Below are 19,647 nucleotides of genomic sequence, written 5' to 3'. Positions count from 1 at the left end.
TTATGTGCGATAGCTCGCGTTAATTTTCACATAATCATAGGTAAGATCACAGCCCCATGCTGCTGCTTCACCATTTCCCTCACTCATTTGAATGAAAATCGTAATCTCATCCTGCTCTAGATATGCTTTTGCTTCCTCTTCTGAGAATGGCTGCGGTTCATTGTGTTTGAATAAACATTGTCCGCCTAAATAAACTTCTACCTCTTCCGGAGTGACGGAAGCTGCGCTATGACCAATGGCTCCAACGATTCGACCCCAGTTAGCATCCGTACCATATACGGCGGTTTTGACAAGACTTGAACCAACGATTTTTTTCGCAATGATGCCGGCTTCCAAATTATTTTTAGCACCAGCGACTTTCGCTTCAATTAATTTCGTTGCACCTTCTCCATCTCTCGCAATCTCTTTGGCTAAATCCTCACAAGCTAGTTTTAATCCTTCTTTAAACAAAGGCCATTCTGGATGCTCTTCATTGAGTACATCGTTTTCTGCCATGCCATTTGCCATCACGAGCACCATATCGTTTGTCGACGTTTCTCCATCGACGGTAATTTGATTAAAGGTCACATCTGTAATGTCACGAAGCGCTTGCTGTAACGCTTCCTGTTCGACATTTGCATCTGTTGTGACAAAGCCAAGCATTGTGGCCATGTTCGGGTGAATCATGCCAGAGCCTTTTGCTGCGCCTGAAATGATGATCTCTTTTCCGTCTATCGTAAGGGTGTATGTTGTATTTTTAATGACAGTATCTGTCGTTAAGATCGCTTCTTCAAAATGGCCTTTTTCGGCTTTTGCTTCTTTTAACTCGGCGATGCCCTTTTTGATTTTATCCATCTCCAGACATTCCCCAATGACACCAGTAGAAGAAACAGCGATGTAATCAGGTGCTACACCTAACATATCTGCACAGGCTGCCTGCATGTCGTACGCGTCTTTTAATCCCTGCTCACCAGTACATGCATTGGCGATGGCACTATTGACAATGACACCTTTTAATTGTCCTGTCTTTTTTAAGCTTTGTTGTGTGACTTTGAGAGGCGCAGCTTGAAAATGACTTTGTGTGTAGACCGCTGCACTTGCTGCTGGTACTTCGCTGACGATGAGGCCAAGGTCTTTTTTTGAATAGCGCAAGCCAATGTGAATCCCCTTCGCTTCAAAGCCTTTTGGTGATGATACGTCACCGTCTATTTTGACAATGCTTTTTTCATTCAATTCGATCATGTTTGTTGTCTCCCCTGTTCTCTTATGGATAAAGAGGTGTCATTGTGAGGCCCGCCTCTTCATGTAAGCCTTTGATGATGTTGAAGTTTTGAACCGCTTGGCCGGCCGCGCCTTTCATGAGATTGTCTATGACCGACACGATTGTAAGTCTCCCTGTTCGCTCATCTAAATGAAAGCCAATGTCACAGAAGTTACTGCCATATACTTCTTTCGTTTGTGGATAAACGCCGTGATCTCTCACTCTGACAAAATAGGAATCTTCATAAAAGCCTTTCATTCGCTTCATCAATTCTTCTTTTGTGACATCGGTTTTTAATTGTGTATACATCGTCGCCATAATCCCTCTTGTCATCGGGACAAGATGCGTAGAAAATGTGACGTTCGCCGTCTGCGGATTCCATTCTCTTAATATTTGCTCTATTTCTGGCGTATGCTGATGCTCATTCACCTTATAAATTTTAAAGTTATCGTTTAGTTCTGAAAAATGCGTTCCAAGTGAGGCAGATCGTCCGGCACCGGACACCCCTGTTTTTGCATCTATTATAATCATAGATTCATCGATGACATTCTGTTTGATGAGTGGTGCTAAACCGAGAAGAACTGCGGTAGGAAAGCAGCCCGGATTGGCAATCACTTCAGCTTGTTGAATTTTGTCACGATTCAGTTCGGATAAACCGTACACCGCTTGTTGAACAGATGCTTCATCCGCTGCCCTTCGTTTATACCAAGCTTCATAGGTGGCTCCATCTTGAATGCGCAAATCACCTGATAAATCAATGATCGGCACTCCTTGATTCATAAGCTTTGGCGTCAGTTCACTTGATACGCCTGCTGGAGTCGCTAAAAACACAGCATCTGTCTCTTGCACAATAGCAGCCGGGTCAATGGCTTTTAATGTTTGGTCAGTAATCGTTGTTAGATGTGGATAAGATTGACTGTATGATTGCCCATCACCACTTGATGAATACAATATACATTCCTCCACATGCGGGTGATGCTTGAAGATACGAACCAATTCCGCACCACCGTACCCTGTAGCACCTATAATACCTATTTTCAACGTCAATACACCCTCTTGATCTTTGTGAAATTATTTAACATTATAACATGTATAAAAATTAATTCAATTGTATATTTAATATTTGTTTTCATTTTTTTTCAACAAAAAAACCGCATATCTTCACGAGACATGCGGATTTATCTTTCGTTTTTGATATAGATGACCATGAGCGCACTGCATAAATATAATATAGAGCTTGCATAAAAAATGAAGTAAACGGTAAAGAAATCAGCGAACAGACCTCCAAGCATAATAGCGATGGATGAAAAAAGGGCTGTCCAAAAATGATAGTGACCGACTTCTTTCATTCTTTTGTTCTCTGTTGTGAGGTCCGTGACGAGCAGTTTCTCTCCGTGCTTTTGAAAGCCGCCAAGCGCACCAAGTGCCAGCTGAATCATATACACTTGCTCCACTTCTGTTATATGCGGAAAAAGCAGCAAAAGAAACGCCATACCGAACGAATGAATGATTAAAAAGAGCCGCCTGTCGGTGGTTTCGGGCAGTTTCCCTAAGAGTAAATGAATAAATGCTCCGCTTAAACCAAACAGGCCGTAGGCAAGACCAAACTGTGAATAGCTTGACCCAACATTTTTAATAAAAAGAATGTAAAAAGGGAAAATCAAACTGCTGGCGAAAAACAGCAGACTTTGTGAGTAAACGAACCATTTCATTGCTTTTGCATTCATTGTGTATTGTACCTCTCATAAAAGTAGTTGGTGAACGTGCCATCTGGATCTGCTTGTTTTTTCTTTTGGAAGAATACATCGGTTTTAGGATACGCCCGCTTCATTTGCGCTTTCGTTTGATAAGGCATATACGGTAAGTAATAGCTTCCATCGTGCTGCAGCGTGATATCTGTCATTTTTCGAATGATTCGCTCGGCTTCCGCCTTCTCTTCTTTTTCGAACCCGTAATTCACTAAAAGCACAAGTGCAAACATATCTTGTTTCGCATAGGAGAGATCCGCTTTTTCATTTTTTTGTACATAACGTATTGTGATATTCATTAGATTCAAATCTTCTTGTTGTAAAAAGGATCTCATGTCATCAATGTACGCACGAAAACGGTCAACTGGGACGAAATATTCCTGCAGCACATCTGTGTCAGATTCATTTTCATATTCTAAAAAGGCAGAGTCAGAACGCATCACATTGTTTCTTGTGATCAGCTGATCATTTTGACTTAAGAAATACTTTTTTTGCAAATTCCAGAGCAGATCTTTTCCCATATCAAATCTTCTTGAAAGGCCGAGCATAAATTTCAAAGGCATGACGAGTTGGTCTTCTTTCAGCTCTTGATATGATGCGATCCCTTGTTGTGAAGTGAGTGAATAATTCGTCACATACATCTCTTTCAAAAAGTTTGATTTCGCTGTTGAGATTCTGGCAAGATGCATGCGTACTTCTTTATTGTGTTTGACATGCTTTTGAAAATAATCCGTATACTCATCGTAATCGAGAGAGGTTGTCTCCATTTTATATAGTTCATCTTTTGTTAAAGAAAGCTCCACATCTAAAATGACGCCGAATAAACCGTATCCCCCAATGACGGCAGTAAATAAATCATCGCCTGGCTTTACTGTGACAATCTCACCGTCTGCTTTTAACAGCCTGAATGAGCGAACTGTGTCAATGAGTGACCCGTAACGAATGTCACGTCCATGTGCGTTTGCACTTAAAGATCCGCCAATTGTAAAGATATTCTGCGATTGCATTACCTTCACAGCAAGACCATATGGATTCACATATTTTTGTATATCATCCCATGTAGCACCGCTTTGAACCCGAATCGTTTTCTTTTTAGGATCAAACGCTAAAATCTGGCGGAATTCCGTCATATCGAGCACGATGCCGTTTTCATAATATGTGTGGCCGCCCATACTATGCTGTTTACCGGCAATAGAAATCGGCAGGTGTTTTGCTTTTGCTTCTTTCAATACTTCTTTTAACGTGTCTATTTCTTTCCCTTGAACAACTTTTTTGATTTTGACAGGCATGAGATGACTAACATCAGTAAAAGCCTCAAGATCCTGTTTTTTGTGTGTTTGGCCTTCTCGTATAGTGATTGATACAAAAAATGCAGTAGCATATACGATCAAAAGAACGACCCATAGCCATTTTCGTTTCATAATAGGTACTCCGTTCTATAAAATTACATCCATTATATCAAGCCATTCTCTTCCTCCACCTTAATTTTTCATAAAAAAACCTGGCATGAGTTTATCTCATACCAGGCATTTTTCATTTTGTGCTTATTGAATACCGAGCGCGATTTTTGCGTATCTTGACATTTTGTCTCGTGTCCAAGGCGGATTCCATACGATGTGAACTTCTGTTTCTTTTACTTCTGGAAGATCACTTAATGCTTTTTTGACTTCATCCACGATAATTGGTGCAAGAGGACAACCCATTGATGTTAAGGTCATGGTGATATCCGCTTTTCCATTCTCATCAAGATCGACATCATAGACAAGTCCAAGGTTGACGATGTCAACATTCAGCTCAGGGTCAATCACCTGTTCTAGGGCACCTAAAATATTTTCTTTCAATGCTTCATCCATGATATCCACTCCTTTTTCCATTAGTATAACGTACTTTTTCTTATGACTAAACGTTTGTGCTTTTCAGATGAGTCACAAACCAGTCAATCGTTTCAAACATCGCTTGTCTTGAGACCTTATGGCCAGCTTGTCCATCAGTGATAAAGCGAATCAGGTGCGGATCCTGCTTATATTGTGTGGACGCTAACTCATCGTATAGGGATTTTGCGTGCCGGTAAGGGACTACAGGATCATTTTCTGCATGCCAGAATAACAGCGGTCTTTTGTTTAATCGATCCGTTTGCAGCGTTAAATCATATGGGCGCAGGGCGTCTAATTGCAGATGAACCTCTTCGTCTGTAATGTCTTTCATCAACCCTTTGTGACGCATGTCCATGATCTGTGCTTTTAGAAACGTCGTATAGTTCGGACTCCCCATCAAGCTGACAGCGGCTTTGATCCAATCATGCTTGGCAAGTGCGCCAAAGGTGGTGATGCCGCCCATGGAAGTACCTGCAACGCCTATCAAATCGGCTTCAATCAATTGTTTTTCTTGAAAGTATGTTTTGAGTATATCGATTTCACGAATTTCGTTCAGGACAATTTCCCAGAACTTTGATGCCAGTTCCTCTAAGTTGAGGTTTTCTGATCTTACACCATGATAAGCACAGTCAGGCAAAATGACTCTCATGCCTTTTTCCGCCAGATGGAAGGCGAAGTGTAAATTATGCTCTCGTGCACTTGTAAATCCGTGAATAAAAAATACAAGCGGCAGCGGTTTGTCTTTATTTTCAGCTTTTACGATATGTAAAAATGGAATATCGCGCGTAATTTGCTCATCAATGGTGATCACAGCCTATGAATCCTCCTTTATCATTCCCGTCTTTGTTTATTTTAACATGTAGACAACAAAGATGTGATAAAGATACACTATAGATAGAGGCGCTAACATGAAATTGCCTCCTATCACTTACAGATCAAAGGAGATTTTATGGAGACTAAACCTTATCTAATCGCACTTGACCTGGATGGCACATTATTAAAAGATGATAAAACCATTTCTGCGCACACACTTGACGTCATTCAAAAAGTGAGAGACAGCGGTCATCACGTCTGTATATCAACAGGCCGGCCATTTCGATCCAGCTCTCCTTATTATCAGCAATTACAGCTTGATTCACCCATTGTGAATTTTAACGGAGCGTTTGTCCATCATCCTCTTGATGAGAAATGGGGCAGATTTCATACGTCACTTGATCTTCAAGTGGTCAAACAGCTTGTAGACATTAGTGAAGAGTATAAAGTGCACAATGTGTTAGCTGAAGTGTTAGACGATTTGTATTTCCATTATCATGATGAAAAACTCATTGATATCTTTAATATGAATGCAAACAAAGTCACTGTTGGAGACCTAAGGGACAACCTTGGAGAAAATGTGACGAGCGTGTTAATTCATGCAAAAGAAGAGGACGTCGGAGCTATTCGAAGCTATTTATCAGATGTTCATGCAGAAGTGATTGATCACAGACGCTGGGCTGCCCCGTGGCACGTGATTGAAATCATTAAAACTGGCATGAATAAAGCTGTTGGATTGCAAAAGATCAGTGATTATTACGGTGTTCCTAAGGAGCGGATTGTGGCATTCGGAGATGAAGACAATGATTTAGAAATGCTTGAATTTGCTGGATGTGGTGTGGCAATGGGCAACGGAATTGATGCCGTGAAACGTGTCTCAAATAAAGTCACTGATACGAATGAACAAGACGGGATTGCTAAGTTTCTAACGAATTACTTCTCGCTTTAATTTTTCCATTCATACATAGCAGATGGAAGCGGGCATACTACCGTTAGACAGGTTGTCCTGTCAGCTTGTGTAAAGGGGCGGATTCCGAATGGGTAAAAGAAGCAAATCGAAACGCTTTATACAACAAGGTAAAGATTCAGTCAGTCTTCATGACGCACGTTTTCCTTACCGTTCGACACTTGAAGAAGCGTCAGACAGAGGAAATATGAAGACTGATGCTTCTGGAGGTTCATTGTGAGAAACGAACTTTTTGATCAAGCCAAATCATTTACTGAAGAAGCTCTTACTTCTTCATTTTCATCTGGGTTAGAGCGTCAACAGGCAGTCAAACGAGCGAAAAATGCCGTATCCTCTGCATTTGCCAATTCAACAGATGCAGAAAGAAACCAGCTGCATACCTTCCAAGACTTGCTTGATGATCTCTGACATAAAAAAGCTGTCCACATTTGATGGACAGCTTTTTCTAATTCCCATGCTTATTTGACTTGGAATGTTTTCTTCTCCGTGATTTGTTTCAGCCCTTCTGCTTTTCCTTTAAACGTTACAACCGCTTCGTATGTTCCGGGCTTTACACCGTTTGACCACGTGTCTTGAAAATCATAGGCCTCGCCTTTTTTCAGCACAAAAGTTTGGATGGCCTGTGTGAACATACGGTCTTTCGAATAGCGATATTGTTCGTTCCCGTTTTCGTCATACACACTGAGCTCGAATTTTTGGCTTGTGTTAAAGGTAAATTCAATATCTCGATCTGATTCATTTTTCAGTGACATGTTAAATTGAACTGAAGAACCTTTCTGGACGGGGTCTACTGTGAGTACAACCGTTTTTTCTCCCATTTGACCGGAAACCTCCTTGTCTGGTTCATCCTTTTTTTGTTGTCCACAAGCGGCTAAAAACAATAGAATGAGAAGAAGTACCAACCCTTTTTTCATCTGCTACCCACCTTTTAATCTCGTCTGAAAAATCCAAGAATATTGGTTGTCTGCACAATATTTGTAAAGGCTTTTGGATCGACTTCTTTAATAATTTGTTCAAGTTCATACAGCTCATACCTTGTAATGACGATCACCATCATTTCCTTTTGCTCGTTGGTGAATGCGCCTTTTGCAGGTACAGTCGTAATACCTCTGACCATTTTTCCGTAAATGGCTTCTTTGATTTCATCTGCTTTTTTCGTCACAATCATCGCGGTCAGCTTCTCATGTCTTGTATGGATGGCATCAATGACCCTTGTGGTCACATATAATGTGACAAGCGTATATAATGCTTTCTCCCAACCTTGTAATAATCCTGCTGTAAAAATGATGATTCCATTTAAAATGAAGAAATACGTGCCAACTGGTTTGTCTTTCCATTTCGCTAATACCATAGCAACGATGTCGAGTCCGCCTGTCGATGCCCCGTATTTGAGCGTGATCCCAATTCCTACTGCGGATATGACACCGCCAAACACAGCATTTAATAAAATATCATGGGAAACACTCGTTTCTGGTAAAACGCCAAGGAAAATGGTTGTCAGTGCAACACTGATGATGCTGTACAAAGTAAAGGAACGGCCAACTTTCATCCAGCCTAAAATGCCGACTGGAATGTTTAAAATAAATAATAGAATCCCTGTTGATACATAAAATGGCGCATATTGATCGATTAAGCTGGATAGCAGCTGGGCTACCCCTGTAAAACCGCTCGCATATACGTCAGCTGGGATTAAGAATAAATTCAGTCCAATCGCATTGAGTAATGCACCAATTACGACGACAATGAGTTTTTTTGCTTCTCCAATGAACATGTTGTCATTCCTCCACTTACCATTCTCTCTATGGTTTTCCCTAAAATTTAGAATTTGAACACGAAAAGATGATTTCTATGATATAGTTAGGCTAAAAAGATGTAAAATATGGCTTATTTTTTTAGAAAGAAGGGATTTATATGACTGTTCATATCATAGCAGACAGTGCTGCTGATCTGCCTCTTTCTTATTATGATGAACATAACATAACACTCATTCCGCTCCGCGTGTTGCTTGGCGAGCAGGAATTTGAGGATTTGATCACCATTGAACCAAAACAAGTATTTGATGCGATGAGACAAGGAGCCAGTCCAAAAACGTCACAGGCTTCACCAAACCGGATCAAGGAAGCCTTTGTTTCTGCCGCTCAAACCCATACATCTGCCATCTATGTCGCTTTTTCATCAGAGCTTTCAGGTACATATCAGACAGCTGTGATGATGGCAAATGAAGTGAAGGAAGAATATCCTGATTTTGATTTACGAATCATTGATTCTAAATGCGCTTCACTCGGCTATGGGCTTGCTGTCAAACACGCTCAATCACTTGCCATTGACGGAAATACAATACAAGAAATTGAAACGTCTGTAAAGCATTTTTGTGAATCTTTACAACATATTTTTACTGTAGACGATTTAACGTATTTAGCAAGAGGCGGAAGGATCAGTAAAGCGTCCGCATTTGTTGGCGGTTTGTTAAGCATTAAACCCATTTTACATGTCGAAGATGGAAAACTCATCCCACTAGAAAAAATCCGCGGACGTAAAAAGCTGCTGAAACGTATTATTGAACTAATGAAAGAACGCGGAACGGATTGGCCTAATCAAACGGTTGGCATTAGTCATGGTGATGATCCTGCACTTGCAGAAGACATGAAACAACTGATTGAAGACGAATTTCATCCTAAAGAAATTGATGTTCATATCATCGGCGCCGCTGTGGGGTCCCATTCAGGACCTAGCACGCTTGCGATCTTTTTTACAGGCAAATGATCATAAAAAGCACCCTTCCCTGATACAACACGGGAAGGGTGCTTTTCTTATGAAAGTTTAAATCGCTGGACAGTTTCATTTAACCTTGCCGTCATACTCATCAATTCTTCGACTTGTTTGTTCATTTGATGGAACGATTGCAGCTGTTCATTGGCTGAGGCAGAAATTTCTTCGCTGCCAGCTGCTGTTTCTTCTACTACTGCACTAATATTTTCAATCGAGTGCAGTACTTGTCCGCCAAGTTCTGTTGATTGGATAATTTGGTCATTTAAGACCGCCATTTCTTGTTTAATATGCTGCGCTTTTGTTTCTATATCTTCAAAGGAGTGTGAGGTTTTGTCCATCGCATCCTGCTGCTGAAGTGAAAGCTTGACCCCTTCTTGAACCGTTTGACTAATGGATTGAATCCCTCTTTCAATATGACTGACCATGTCAAAAATTTGTCTTGTTGCATTTGACGATTCATCGGCAAGCTTGCGAATTTCATCTGCTACAACGGCAAAGCCTTTTCCAGCTTCGCCTGCCCTTGCCGCTTCAATGGCTGCGTTTAAGGAAAGTAAGTTTGTTTGATCCGCAATGTCAGAAACCGTTTTGGCCATGGCCGAGATTCCGCTGGCGTATTGCGTGAATTCTCCTGCTGATTCTTCGATTTGTCTCGTGGCATGTGTATTTTTTTCAATCGCTGATTTTGTTTCTGTTAACGTGTGCTTTCCGCTTTCTACGGCTTCGATGGCATCCTCTGTACTGCGGATGACCGTTTGTGAGCGTTCGGAATTTTTACGTCCATGCTGGTCCATTTTCTCAATCAAGCTGACGCCATGCTGGAGATCTTCTGAAATCGCTTGTGACCCATTGGCCATTTCGTCTGTTGAGACAGATACTTGATTGGCAGATTCCATCATCTTTTTATTTTCATCATTCAGGTGGATCGAGAATGTCTCTACTCGGCTTGAGACATGGCTAATTTCTTTAATCAAACTAATCAACTGATCTGTCATTTGATTAAAGGATTCATTCAAGCCGCCGATTTCATCCTTACGCTGAATATCTGTCCGCTCCACAGCAAGATTCCCTTCTGCGATCTGCTTTGCTCTGTAGGATAGTGATTTGATAGGTGTCACGATGGATCGCGTTAACCCCATATTCAAAAAGACGGCAATGACAATCAGTGTGAGGGCTGAGACGAGTGCACTTGTAATAATCCATTGTACATTGTCTGCTGCATCCTCTAGATTTTGTTTATACGCTTCTTCTGCTCTTTTATTCATCGTATGCACATCGTTTAAAACGCCATCAATTCTTGCTGCCACACGTCTTGCATCCGAGGCGTTTTTTTCACCAATGGCATTGTTTGCTTCTTTGGTCCATGTGTCATATTTTGAATTTAACCTTGTTAATGCCTCTTTGTTCAAATTTCCTGCATACTTGTTTAACGTTTGCAGCTGTTTTTTTGCTGTAGAAATATCGTTTTGAACGATCTCTAGCTGTTCATCTGAAAGTGTCATCGAATAATTGGTCATCGCTTGCTCGACACTTTCAAAGCTTGCCTTCGTTTTTTGTACGTTTAATAAGGTTTGGACATCTGCTTCATTTGATGATTGGATCTTTGTCATGCTGACAATGATAAAGGCAATGACACCAACTGCTAAAAGAAGTGAGATAAGTGAGTTGAGTAAAATTTTGACGCGTAAACTCATGATGCGCCCCCCTCTTCTTTTAGAAGCGTCTGCTTCAGACCATTTAATTTATTGGTCAGTGTGTCAGCATTTTTTAAGATCCGAATTTTTGCCATATCGATTCCATCATTGCTTAAGTCATAGACAACATGTCCGCTTTTAATTTGATTGTTCTTAACGACCTGTTCGCTGAATTGATAAACCACTTCATCGACTTTTTTCACCATAGATGAAATCACAGCTTTTTCCGCAGTATAGTACTGATCGCTGTCAACACCAATGGCATATTTGCCTTGCGATTGCGCTTCTTTTAATACACCAACACCTGAATAACCGGCTGCAGCATATAAAACGTCTGCTTTCTTTTTGATCATATCTTTGGCTATTTTACCGCCCTTACCTGCATCACTAAATGTACCGGCATAGGTAGATAAGATTTTGATTTTTGGATTGACTGATTTGGCGCCTTTTTGAAACCCTTTTTCAAAACGATGAATGACGTCTGCATCAACACCGCCAACAAATCCAATGACATCGCTTTTCGTTGTCATCGCAGCAAGTGCACCTGCTAAATAGCTGCCTTCCTCTTCTTTAAACGTCACAGAGGTCACATTTTTCAGCTCAGATACGGCATCGATCAGAAGAAACTGCTTCTTCGGATATTTCTTTGCGACTTTTTCTAGGTCTTCTTGCATACTAAAACCTACACCGATAATGAGATCATTACCATCTTTTACGAGTTCTGTCAGCCCTTTTTCATATGTATCAGTTTCTGCAATTTCTCTATAATCAAATTCAATGCCAAGCTCATCACGTGCTTTTTCTAATCCTTTAAATGATGAATCGTTAAATGATTGATCACCAAGACCATCATCTGTGAGCATAACGCCAATATGCTTCGCAGTTGATTTTGGCGACCCCTCCTGTTGATTACCGCATGCGGCGAGCACCATAAGCATGGCTGCCATCAGAAGCAATGAAATCTTCACTTTCATCCAAAAACACACTCCTTTTATCATCCTTACTCCTTTTTTATCGGATTTGAGGGGCGTTGTTTCAATGATATAGTGAAGGTTTTCATGACTTTTTTCATAGAAAAAATCCATTATTTAAGACAAAAATAAAAAAGTGAGCAAATGCTCACTTTTAGATCATTGACAAAGGGCTAAAATAAACTTTATTTTAGAACTTTGTCTTCTTTTCAGCGTGACCTGAAAACCTTTGCAGCCCTAGGAGGGACGAGTACCGGAGCGGAGCGAATTTGACATTCGTGAGCACCGGCACGCAGGACTGACACCGAATGCGAGGGTTTGTCTGCACGCTGAAGTGAGCAAATGCTCACTTTTTCTCGTATGTCCAGCCTTCTTTTTGATAAACGAGATCATTTTTCATCAGATGACCTAGTGCTCGTTTAAAGGCTGCTTTGCTCATTTGAAATCTTTCGCGGATATCCTCTGGATCACTTTTGTCTCCGTAAGGCATGGCGCCGTTTCTTGTTCTCATATAGGTTAAAATTTCTTCTGCATCGACAGATAATGCATCCTGTTTTCTAGGAAGCAGAGAAACGTTCACGGTTCCATCCTCTTTCACTGCAATAACGCGTCCTGTAACGGTCGATCCTAGTCTTGGCTCTTCCTTTCGTTCCGTGCGGTGAATAAACCCTCGCACGCCTGTATCTGTCAGCATAAAAGAACCTGTCGCAATTAAACGATAGATTGTTCCAGTAATTTCTTTGTTCATTAAGGTTTCTGGTGCCTCAGTAAACAATTCACTGATCACGTCTTCTGTGGCTGGTTTTGCGAACATTCTGCCGTAACTTGTGACTTTCAGCATACAGTAGAGTTTGTCTCCTTTTTTAGGCCATGCTTCCTCAAATGGCGGGAGGTGTTCTGTTGCCACAAGTGCATCCTTTGACAGTCCAACATCGACAAATGCGCCCATGTCTTCTACCACGTCTACAACTTCTACCCAGCCATATGTATGTGCGTTAATTGTAGGAATTTTCATTGTGGCAGCGAGTCTTTCTTCATGATCTACATATAAATAGACCTCTACTTCATCTCGGTCATCAAGATCCTCTGTCATTTCACTGCGGTGTAAGAGGACCGAATCTTCACCATCTGTCAAAAAGTAGCCGTATTCCATTTCGTTCTCTATTTGCAAGGTCAGTTGCTCACCTGGTCTCATGTTCTCTTCCTTCCTATCTGCCCATAAAAGAGCGTTCGTTCATCTTTTGATTCACTTTATTCTACTATACTTCTCCCCGCATGAACATCTCTAGTTCTGTTAGCTAAAGTGGACAAACTGGTCACGATTTATACCGCAGCCGGCTGAACTCTTTGCCTCATCTCTTCGATAAAGTTTCTTCTTCGCCTATTGGCATGATAAAATAGACGCAATATCAATACTTGGAGGTCATGTGTGATGGCAAAAGAAAGCTCATTTGACATTGTATCGAAGGTCGAACTGCCTGAGGTGCAAAACGCTGTTCAAGCAGCGCTGAAAGAAATTAAAAACCGTTATGATTTTAAAGGAAGTAAAAGTGATATTTCTCTCGAAAAAGAAGAACTTGTTCTCATTTCTGATGATGACTTCAAGCTTGAGCAGCTAAAAGATGTACTTGTGACAAAGCTGATCAAACGAAATGTGCCAACTAAAAACATCGATTACGGAAAAACCGAGCATGCTCTTGGCGGTACAGTACGCCAGCGTGCGAAGCTGATCAGCGGGATTGATCAAGACAACGCTAAAAAGATCAACGCACTCATCAAGCAGTCTGGCATCAAAGTGAAATCACAATTTCAGGATGACCAAGTGCGTGTGACAGGGAAAAATAAAGATGATTTACAAGAGGTTATTTCTCTTATGCGTAAGGCTGATTTGCCGATTGATGTCCAATTTATAAATTTTCGATAAATTTCAAATTTTCCATTGATTATTTCTGCATTTTTCGTTACAGTTGATGGAAGTTCAATTCATTGAAATGTTCATATTGCTTTCTTATCAAGAGAGGCAGAGGGACTGGCCCTGTGAAGCCTCAGCAACCGGTGTAGTAGAAATCTATTTTCTATGACCAAGGTGCTAAATCCAGCAAGCAACTGCTTGGAAGATAAGGAGAAGAATTACGATACAGCCAAAAAGTCTTCTTCTTATCAGAAGGCTTTTTTTGTTACATAGAAATAAGGAGGAATACAATGGGCCTATTACAAGACTTACAAAATCGCGTGCTGATAGCTGATGGAGCGATGGGAACACTTTTATACTCTTACGGCATTGACCGCTGTTTTGAAGAATTAAATTTATCGAAAGAGGATGAAGTGAAACGCGTGCACGAAGCATATGTGCAGGCAGGCGCTGACATCATCCAAACGAACACATACGGTGCGAATTATATTAAACTATCCCGCTACGGCTTAGAGGAAGAAACGAAACGCATCAATACAAAAGCGGTACAAATTGCAAAAGCAGCCGCTGGCTCTGCTTATGTTCTCGGAACAATTGGCGGCATTCGAACGTTTAACAAAAATGCCTACTCTATAGAAGAAATCAAACGAAGCTTTAGAGAGCAGCTGTACATCCTATTAAATGAAGAGCCTGACGGATTATTGCTTGAAACGTATTATGACATAGAAGAAGCGAAGGCTGTTCTCCAAATTGCTCGCAAAGAAACGACTCTCCCGATTGTCATGAATGTCTCTATGCATGAACAAGGCGTTTTGCAGGATGGTACCCCGCTGAAGGATGGTTTATCTGAGTTATCATCTCTTGGTGCAGATGTCGTCGGCATCAACTGCAGGCTGGGCCCTTATCACATGATTCAGGCACTCGAAGGCGTTCCACTTTTAGAAAATTCGCATTTATCTGTCTATCCTAACAGCAGTCTCCCCTCTCTTGAAGAAGGCAGACTCGTCTATGATACAGATAACGATTATTTCCGGAAAAGTGCACTTGAATTTAGAAATCAGGGTGCACGCATTATCGGAGGCTGCTGTGGAACAACACCTCAGCATATTAGCGCAATGGCTGAAGCGGTCAAAGGTTTAGCACCGATCACTGAAAAAGAAGTGAAAGTGTTAAAAGAAGAAATCATTTCCATCCAAGATCAGCGCACTGAACCAGGTCTTGATGAGCTGGCTGTGAAAAAACGATCGATTATCGTAGAGCTCGATCCACCGAAGAAGCTGAACTTCGAAAAATTTCTCGTTGCTGCAAATGAATTAAAGAATGCTGGCATTGATGCGTTGACTTTAGCCGATAATTCTCTTGCGACTCCGCGCATTAGCAATGTCGCTTGCGGCGCATTATTAAAGCAGCAGCTTGATATGCGTTCTCTTGTTCATATCACATGCCGCGACCGTAATTTGATAGGGCTACAATCCCATTTAATGGGGCTCGACACTCTTGGATTAACCGATATTTTAGCGATCACAGGCGATCCATCTAAAATTGGAGACTTCCCAGGTGCAACATCTGTATATGATTTAACCTCCTTTGATTTGATTCGTCTCATCAAGCAATTTAATGAAGGCCTTTCTTTCTCAGGAAAACCTCTTGGCAAAAAGACCAATTTTTCAGTGGCTGGCGCGTTTAACCCAAATGTGCGTCATATTGATAAAGCGGTCAAACGTCTTGAGAAAAAAATCGAATACGGCGCTGATTATTTTATTTCACAGCCTGTTTATTCTGAAGAACAACTTGTGAAAATTCATGAGGAAAGCCGCCACTTGGATAAACCAATTTACATCGGCATTATGCCGTTAACAAGCAGCCGAAATGCAGAGTTTATTCATCATGAAATTCCCGGCATCAAATTATCTGATTCTATTCGTGACATTATGGCTAAGGCTGGCGAGGATAAAGAAAAGCAACGAGCAGAAGGTTTAGCGATTGCCCGCTCTTTATTAGATACAGCCTGCGAATTGTTTAATGGCATTTATTTAATTACTCCTTTCCTTCGATCAGATTTAACAGCAGAACTGACCACCTACATCCATCAGAAAGAAAAGGAGTCTAACATCCATGTCAACTATCACTGAACAGCTCAAGAAACGCATCCTCGTCCTTGATGGTGCAATGGGCACAATGATTCAAAACGCCAACCTGACAGCAGAGGACTTTGGCGGAGAAGAGTATGAGGGCTGTAACGAGTATTTGAATATGACAGCCCCTCACATCATCCGTGCGATCCATAGGGAATACCTCGAAGCAAGTGCCGATCTCATTGAAACAAATACGTTCGGTGCGACAAAGCTCGTTCTTGATGAATATGGGCTTGGCCACCTTGCTTATGAACTCAATGTTCGAGCTGCGCAGCTGGCAAAGGCAGAAGCTGACCGTTTCTCCACACCCGAAAAGCCTCGTTTTGTTGTAGGCGCAATGGGCCCAACAACGAAAACATTATCTGTAACAGGCGGCACAACCTTCAGTGAGCTCGTCAGAAACTATGAAGAACAAGCCCGCGCTCTAATTGACGGAAAGTGTGATGCCCTTCTTTTAGAAACAAGCCAAGACATGCTGAATGTAAAAGCTGGTTTCAAAGGAATTCAGGAAGCCTTTCAGAAGGCAGGCATTCAATTACCACTCATGGTATCAGGTACGATTGAACCAATGGGCACCACCCTTGCAGGTCAGGATATCGAAGCCTTTTATATCTCTCTTGAGCATATGAAACCCATCAGTGTGGGCCTGAACTGTGCGACTGGTCCAGAATTTATGACAGACCACATCCGCACGCTCTCCTCCATCGCAAAGTCAGCGGTGAGCTGCTATCCGAATGCTGGTCTCCCAGATGAAGAAGGCCAATATCATGAATCCCCTGCTTCTCTTGCTAAAAAAATCGCCGCCTTTGCTAAGGAAGGCTGGTTAAATATTGTCGGCGGCTGTTGCGGAACGACACCTGCACATATTCAAGCATTGTCAGATGAAGTACGCACGATTCAGCCGCGTCATATCACTCGCGAATCACCGCAGCATACCGTATCAGGAATTGAGCCCCTTATTTATGAGGATTCAATGCGTCCTCTTTTTGTAGGTGAACGGACCAATGTCATTGGTTCTCGCAAATTCAAACGGCTCATTGCGGAACAAAAGTTTGAAGAAGCAGCAGAAATTGCTCGTGCTCAGGTGAAAAATGGCGCTCACGTCGTTGATGTGTGTCTGGCTGATCCAGACCGTGATGAGGCAGCAGACATGGAAGGCTTTTTACAAGAAGCCATGAAAAAGGTGAAAGCTCCTTTTGTCATTGATTCAACGGATAAACACGTGATTGAAAAGGCACTCACCTATTCTCAAGGGAAAGCCATCATCAATTCTATTAATCTTGAGGATGGCGTGGAACGTTTTGAAGAGATTCTACCTCTTGTGAAGCTATATGGCGGTGCACTTGTTGTTGGCACAATTGATGAAATAGGAATGGCTGTGACAGCAGAACGAAAGCTTGAAATTGCTATACGTTCGCATGATTTGTTAACGAAGAGATATGGAATTCCTGCAAGTGACATCATTTTTGATCCGCTTGTCTTTCCCGTAGGCACTGGAGACGAGCAATATATTGGCGCCGCTGAAGAAACGATCAAAGGCATTAAAATGATCAAGGAAACCCTGCCTGAGTGCCTCACCATTTTAGGCATCAGCAACGTATCTTTCGGACTTCCGCCTGTTGGCAGAGAAATCTTAAACGCCGTCTATTTGTATCACTGCGTGCAAGCAGGGCTTGACTATGCCATCGTGAATACAGAAAAGCTTGAACGCTTCGCTTCCATTCCAAAGGAAGAAATCAAACTAGCTGAAACCTTGCTTTATGAAACAAATGATCAAACACTGGCTGAATTCACCCAATTTTATCGCGGTAAAAAGAAAACGGAGAAAAAACCAAAGGTGTCCTTATCACTTGATGAAAGGCTGGCGCTCTACGTCGTCGAGGGAACGAAAGAAGGTCTCATCGATGATCTATCCCTTGCTTTGGAGCATTATGAATCGCCGCTTCATATCATCAATGGCCCGTTAATGCAGGGAATGGCTGAAGTTGGTCGTCTTTTTAATCAAAACGAACTGATCGTAGCCGAGGTACTCCAATCGGCAGAGGTCATGAAAGCATCTGTTTCGTTTCTTGAGCAATATATGGAAAAGCAGCATGCAAGCGGGAAAGGAAAGATTCTGCTTGCGACTGTAAAAGGAGATGTCCATGATATCGGGAAAAACCTCGTTGACATCATTTTGAGCAATAATGGCTTTCAAGTGGTCGACCTCGGCATCAAGGTGACTCCTCAAACATTGATTGAAGCTGTGCAAAAGGAAAAACCAGATATGATTGGATTATCAGGATTACTTGTAAAGTCCGCACAGCAAATGGTACTAACCGCTCAGGATTTACAAAAAGCAAACATTTCTGTTCCTATTTTGGTCGGCGGTGCTGCCCTTTCTCGTAAATTTACAAAGATGAAAATTTCGCCTCATTATGATGGGCCTGTTCTTTATGCAAAAGATGCTATGGACGGACTGTCATTAGCCAATGAGTTAAAAGCAAATCCACTCCAATTTCAAACAAAGCCGCCAGAAGAGCCAGCGGCACCTATCAAGGAAAAAGAAGGAAAGCAGCCGAAAGCTGTCATTGAATTACTAGAAAAACGCGCATCTCTCCCGCAAGCACCGGTATTTACACCAGAAAATACCACACGCCATTATGTGAGGGACATCGATTTGCATCATATTATGCCATATGTGAATGAACAAATGCTCATTGGTCATCATCTCGGTTTAAAGGGAAAGGTCAAAACCTTATTAGCTGAACAGCACCCAAAAGCATTGGAATTAAAACAGCTTGTCACAGATCTTCTAAACGAAGGCAGAGAGAAAAACTGGTTTGCGCCAGCATTTGTGTATCAATTCTTCCCTGCCAGTTCAGACGGAAATGATTTGCATATTTATGATCCCGAAGAACCTGACCGCATCATTGAAACGTTCCAATTTCCAAGGCAGGAGAAGCTCCCGTACCGCTCTATTTCTGATTATGTACGGAAAAGTGATGAAAACGAGAAAGATTATATTGCCTTATTCGCCGTCACAGCCGGCGCGCGTATACGTGAAGTCGCGCAGCAATTTAAGCAGGAAGGAGATTATTTAAAAATGCATGCTGTCCAAGCTCTGGCACTTGAACTTGCAGAAGGATTAGCTGAAAGAACTCACCAAGTGATTCGTGACAAATGGGGATTCCCTGACCCTGTCGATTTTACAATGGAAAAGCGATTCCAAGCGAAATATCAAGGGCAGCGCTATTCCTTTGGTTATCCAGCGTGTCCAAATCTTGAGGACCAGGAAAAGCTATTCAAGCTGCTTCAGCCTGAAAAAATCGGCATCCATCTGACAGAAGGATTCATGATGGAACCTGAAGCATCTGTTTCTGCGATCGTCGTTTCCCACCCTGAAGCTCGATATTTTAATGTTCATTAAGACTAGAACCTCCGTCATTGGGGGTTCTTTTTTCATACACGCTGAGAGGAAAAGGATCTTCCTTTTCCTTTTTCTTATGTCTTCATATGGTACGATACATATAGATGAAATCAGCTAA

The 19,647-nt window shown here is 41.7% G+C and carries 18 protein-coding genes and 1 riboswitch; of the genes, 7 read left to right on the top strand and 11 right to left on the bottom strand.

Annotation, left to right across the window (positions count from 1 at the left end):
• From argJ to MHH61_RS14405, 6 genes are all read right to left on the bottom strand, one after another.
• On the bottom strand, window positions 1–1,221 hold the full coding sequence (gene argJ, locus MHH61_RS14430; protein WP_039177764.1) for a bifunctional ornithine acetyltransferase/N-acetylglutamate synthase: 1,221 nt from the start codon (window positions 1,219–1,221) through the stop codon (window positions 1–3).
• A 22-nt stretch (window positions 1,222–1,243) separates the two neighbouring features.
• Window positions 1,244–2,281 carry an N-acetyl-gamma-glutamyl-phosphate reductase gene (gene argC / locus MHH61_RS14425; RefSeq protein ID WP_047201777.1) on the bottom strand — a complete coding sequence of 346 codons (1,038 nt, stop codon included), beginning with the start codon at window positions 2,279–2,281 and terminating at the stop codon, window positions 1,244–1,246.
• 137 nt (window positions 2,282–2,418) lie between these two features.
• On the bottom strand, window positions 2,419–2,967 hold the full coding sequence (locus MHH61_RS14420) for an MFS transporter (RefSeq protein ID WP_039177758.1): 549 nt from the start codon (window positions 2,965–2,967) through the stop codon (window positions 2,419–2,421).
• On the bottom strand, window positions 2,964–4,409 hold the full coding sequence (locus MHH61_RS14415; protein WP_125586511.1) for an FAD-binding oxidoreductase: 1,446 nt from the start codon (window positions 4,407–4,409) through the stop codon (window positions 2,964–2,966). The genes MHH61_RS14420 and MHH61_RS14415 overlap by 4 nt, the downstream gene beginning before the upstream one ends.
• Before the next feature lie 123 nt (window positions 4,410–4,532).
• Window positions 4,533–4,841 (bottom strand): metal-sulfur cluster assembly factor, encoded by a 309-nt coding sequence (locus tag MHH61_RS14410; protein WP_024425066.1) that lies wholly within the window; start codon window positions 4,839–4,841, stop codon window positions 4,533–4,535.
• A 46-nt stretch (window positions 4,842–4,887) separates the two neighbouring features.
• Window positions 4,888–5,673 carry an alpha/beta fold hydrolase gene (locus MHH61_RS14405; protein ID WP_039177751.1) on the bottom strand — a complete coding sequence of 262 codons (786 nt, stop codon included), beginning with the start codon at window positions 5,671–5,673 and terminating at the stop codon, window positions 4,888–4,890.
• Between the two features lie 138 nt (window positions 5,674–5,811).
• Between MHH61_RS14405 and MHH61_RS14400 the strand changes: the two genes are divergently transcribed.
• From MHH61_RS14400 to MHH61_RS14390, 3 genes are all read left to right on the top strand, one after another.
• The gene (locus MHH61_RS14400) at window positions 5,812–6,624 is read left to right on the top strand and encodes a Cof-type HAD-IIB family hydrolase (RefSeq protein WP_125586513.1); all 813 of its coding nucleotides are present in this window, start codon (window positions 5,812–5,814) and stop codon (window positions 6,622–6,624) included.
• An 88-nt stretch (window positions 6,625–6,712) separates the two neighbouring features.
• A complete protein-coding gene (locus MHH61_RS14395) occupies window positions 6,713–6,862 on the top strand; it encodes a hypothetical protein (RefSeq protein WP_024425069.1) in 150 nt (49 codons plus the stop codon).
• Entirely contained in the window at window positions 6,859–7,050 is a 192-nt protein-coding gene (locus MHH61_RS14390) for a DUF3813 domain-containing protein (protein WP_024425070.1), read from the top strand. The genes MHH61_RS14395 and MHH61_RS14390 overlap by 4 nt, the downstream gene beginning before the upstream one ends.
• 50 nt (window positions 7,051–7,100) lie before the next feature.
• On the opposite strand, the gene MHH61_RS14385 is transcribed toward MHH61_RS14390, so the two are convergent.
• Complete coding sequence (locus tag MHH61_RS14385) at window positions 7,101–7,556, bottom strand: BsuPI-related putative proteinase inhibitor (protein WP_039177744.1); 456 nt, start codon at window positions 7,554–7,556, stop codon at window positions 7,101–7,103.
• Between the two features lie 14 nt (window positions 7,557–7,570).
• On the bottom strand, window positions 7,571–8,413 hold the full coding sequence (locus MHH61_RS14380; protein WP_039177740.1) for a YitT family protein: 843 nt from the start codon (window positions 8,411–8,413) through the stop codon (window positions 7,571–7,573).
• A 140-nt stretch (window positions 8,414–8,553) separates the two neighbouring features.
• On the opposite strand from MHH61_RS14380, the gene MHH61_RS14375 reads away from it, so the two are divergent.
• Window positions 8,554–9,405: a DegV family protein gene (locus MHH61_RS14375; protein WP_064498286.1), complete on the top strand. Its 852-nt coding sequence runs from the start codon at window positions 8,554–8,556 to the stop codon at window positions 9,403–9,405.
• A 47-nt stretch (window positions 9,406–9,452) separates the two neighbouring features.
• Here MHH61_RS14375 and MHH61_RS14370 read toward each other — a convergent pair whose 3' ends face one another.
• The 3 genes from MHH61_RS14370 to MHH61_RS14360 form a co-directional block, all read right to left on the bottom strand.
• Window positions 9,453–11,102: a methyl-accepting chemotaxis protein gene (locus MHH61_RS14370; protein WP_107163855.1), complete on the bottom strand. Its 1,650-nt coding sequence runs from the start codon at window positions 11,100–11,102 to the stop codon at window positions 9,453–9,455.
• A complete protein-coding gene (locus MHH61_RS14365; protein WP_107163854.1) occupies window positions 11,099–12,076 on the bottom strand; it encodes a BMP family protein in 978 nt (325 codons plus the stop codon). The genes MHH61_RS14370 and MHH61_RS14365 overlap by 4 nt, the downstream gene beginning before the upstream one ends.
• A gap of 343 nt (window positions 12,077–12,419) precedes the next feature.
• Window positions 12,420–13,268: a S1 RNA-binding domain-containing protein gene (locus tag MHH61_RS14360; RefSeq protein ID WP_041089776.1), complete on the bottom strand. Its 849-nt coding sequence runs from the start codon at window positions 13,266–13,268 to the stop codon at window positions 12,420–12,422.
• Between the two features lie 237 nt (window positions 13,269–13,505).
• On the opposite strand from MHH61_RS14360, the gene MHH61_RS14355 reads away from it, so the two are divergent.
• The 3 genes from MHH61_RS14355 to metH all read left to right on the top strand — a co-directional run bounded on the left by MHH61_RS14355 (window position 13,506) and on the right by metH (window position 19,529).
• Window positions 13,506–13,997: a YajQ family cyclic di-GMP-binding protein gene (locus MHH61_RS14355; protein ID WP_012009527.1), complete on the top strand. Its 492-nt coding sequence runs from the start codon at window positions 13,506–13,508 to the stop codon at window positions 13,995–13,997.
• Window positions 13,998–14,078: 81 nt separating this feature from the next.
• Window positions 14,079–14,197: riboswitch (SAM riboswitch) on the top strand.
• 78 nt (window positions 14,198–14,275) lie between these two features.
• Window positions 14,276–16,117 carry a bifunctional homocysteine S-methyltransferase/methylenetetrahydrofolate reductase gene (locus tag MHH61_RS14350; protein ID WP_047202326.1) on the top strand — a complete coding sequence of 614 codons (1,842 nt, stop codon included), beginning with the start codon at window positions 14,276–14,278 and terminating at the stop codon, window positions 16,115–16,117.
• Window positions 16,101–19,529: a methionine synthase gene (metH, locus tag MHH61_RS14345; protein WP_125586515.1), complete on the top strand. Its 3,429-nt coding sequence runs from the start codon at window positions 16,101–16,103 to the stop codon at window positions 19,527–19,529. The genes MHH61_RS14350 and metH overlap by 17 nt, the downstream gene beginning before the upstream one ends.
• Window positions 19,530–19,647 lie beyond the last annotated feature (118 nt).

It is taken from the genome of Bacillus sp. FSL K6-3154 (assembly GCF_040869395.1).
In the GTDB taxonomy this organism is placed as follows: Bacteria; Bacillota; Bacilli; order Bacillales; family Bacillaceae; genus Bacillus; species Bacillus safensis.
The sequence above is the reverse complement of the archived record's forward strand: the minus strand, read 5'-3'. Positions and strand labels throughout refer to the sequence as shown.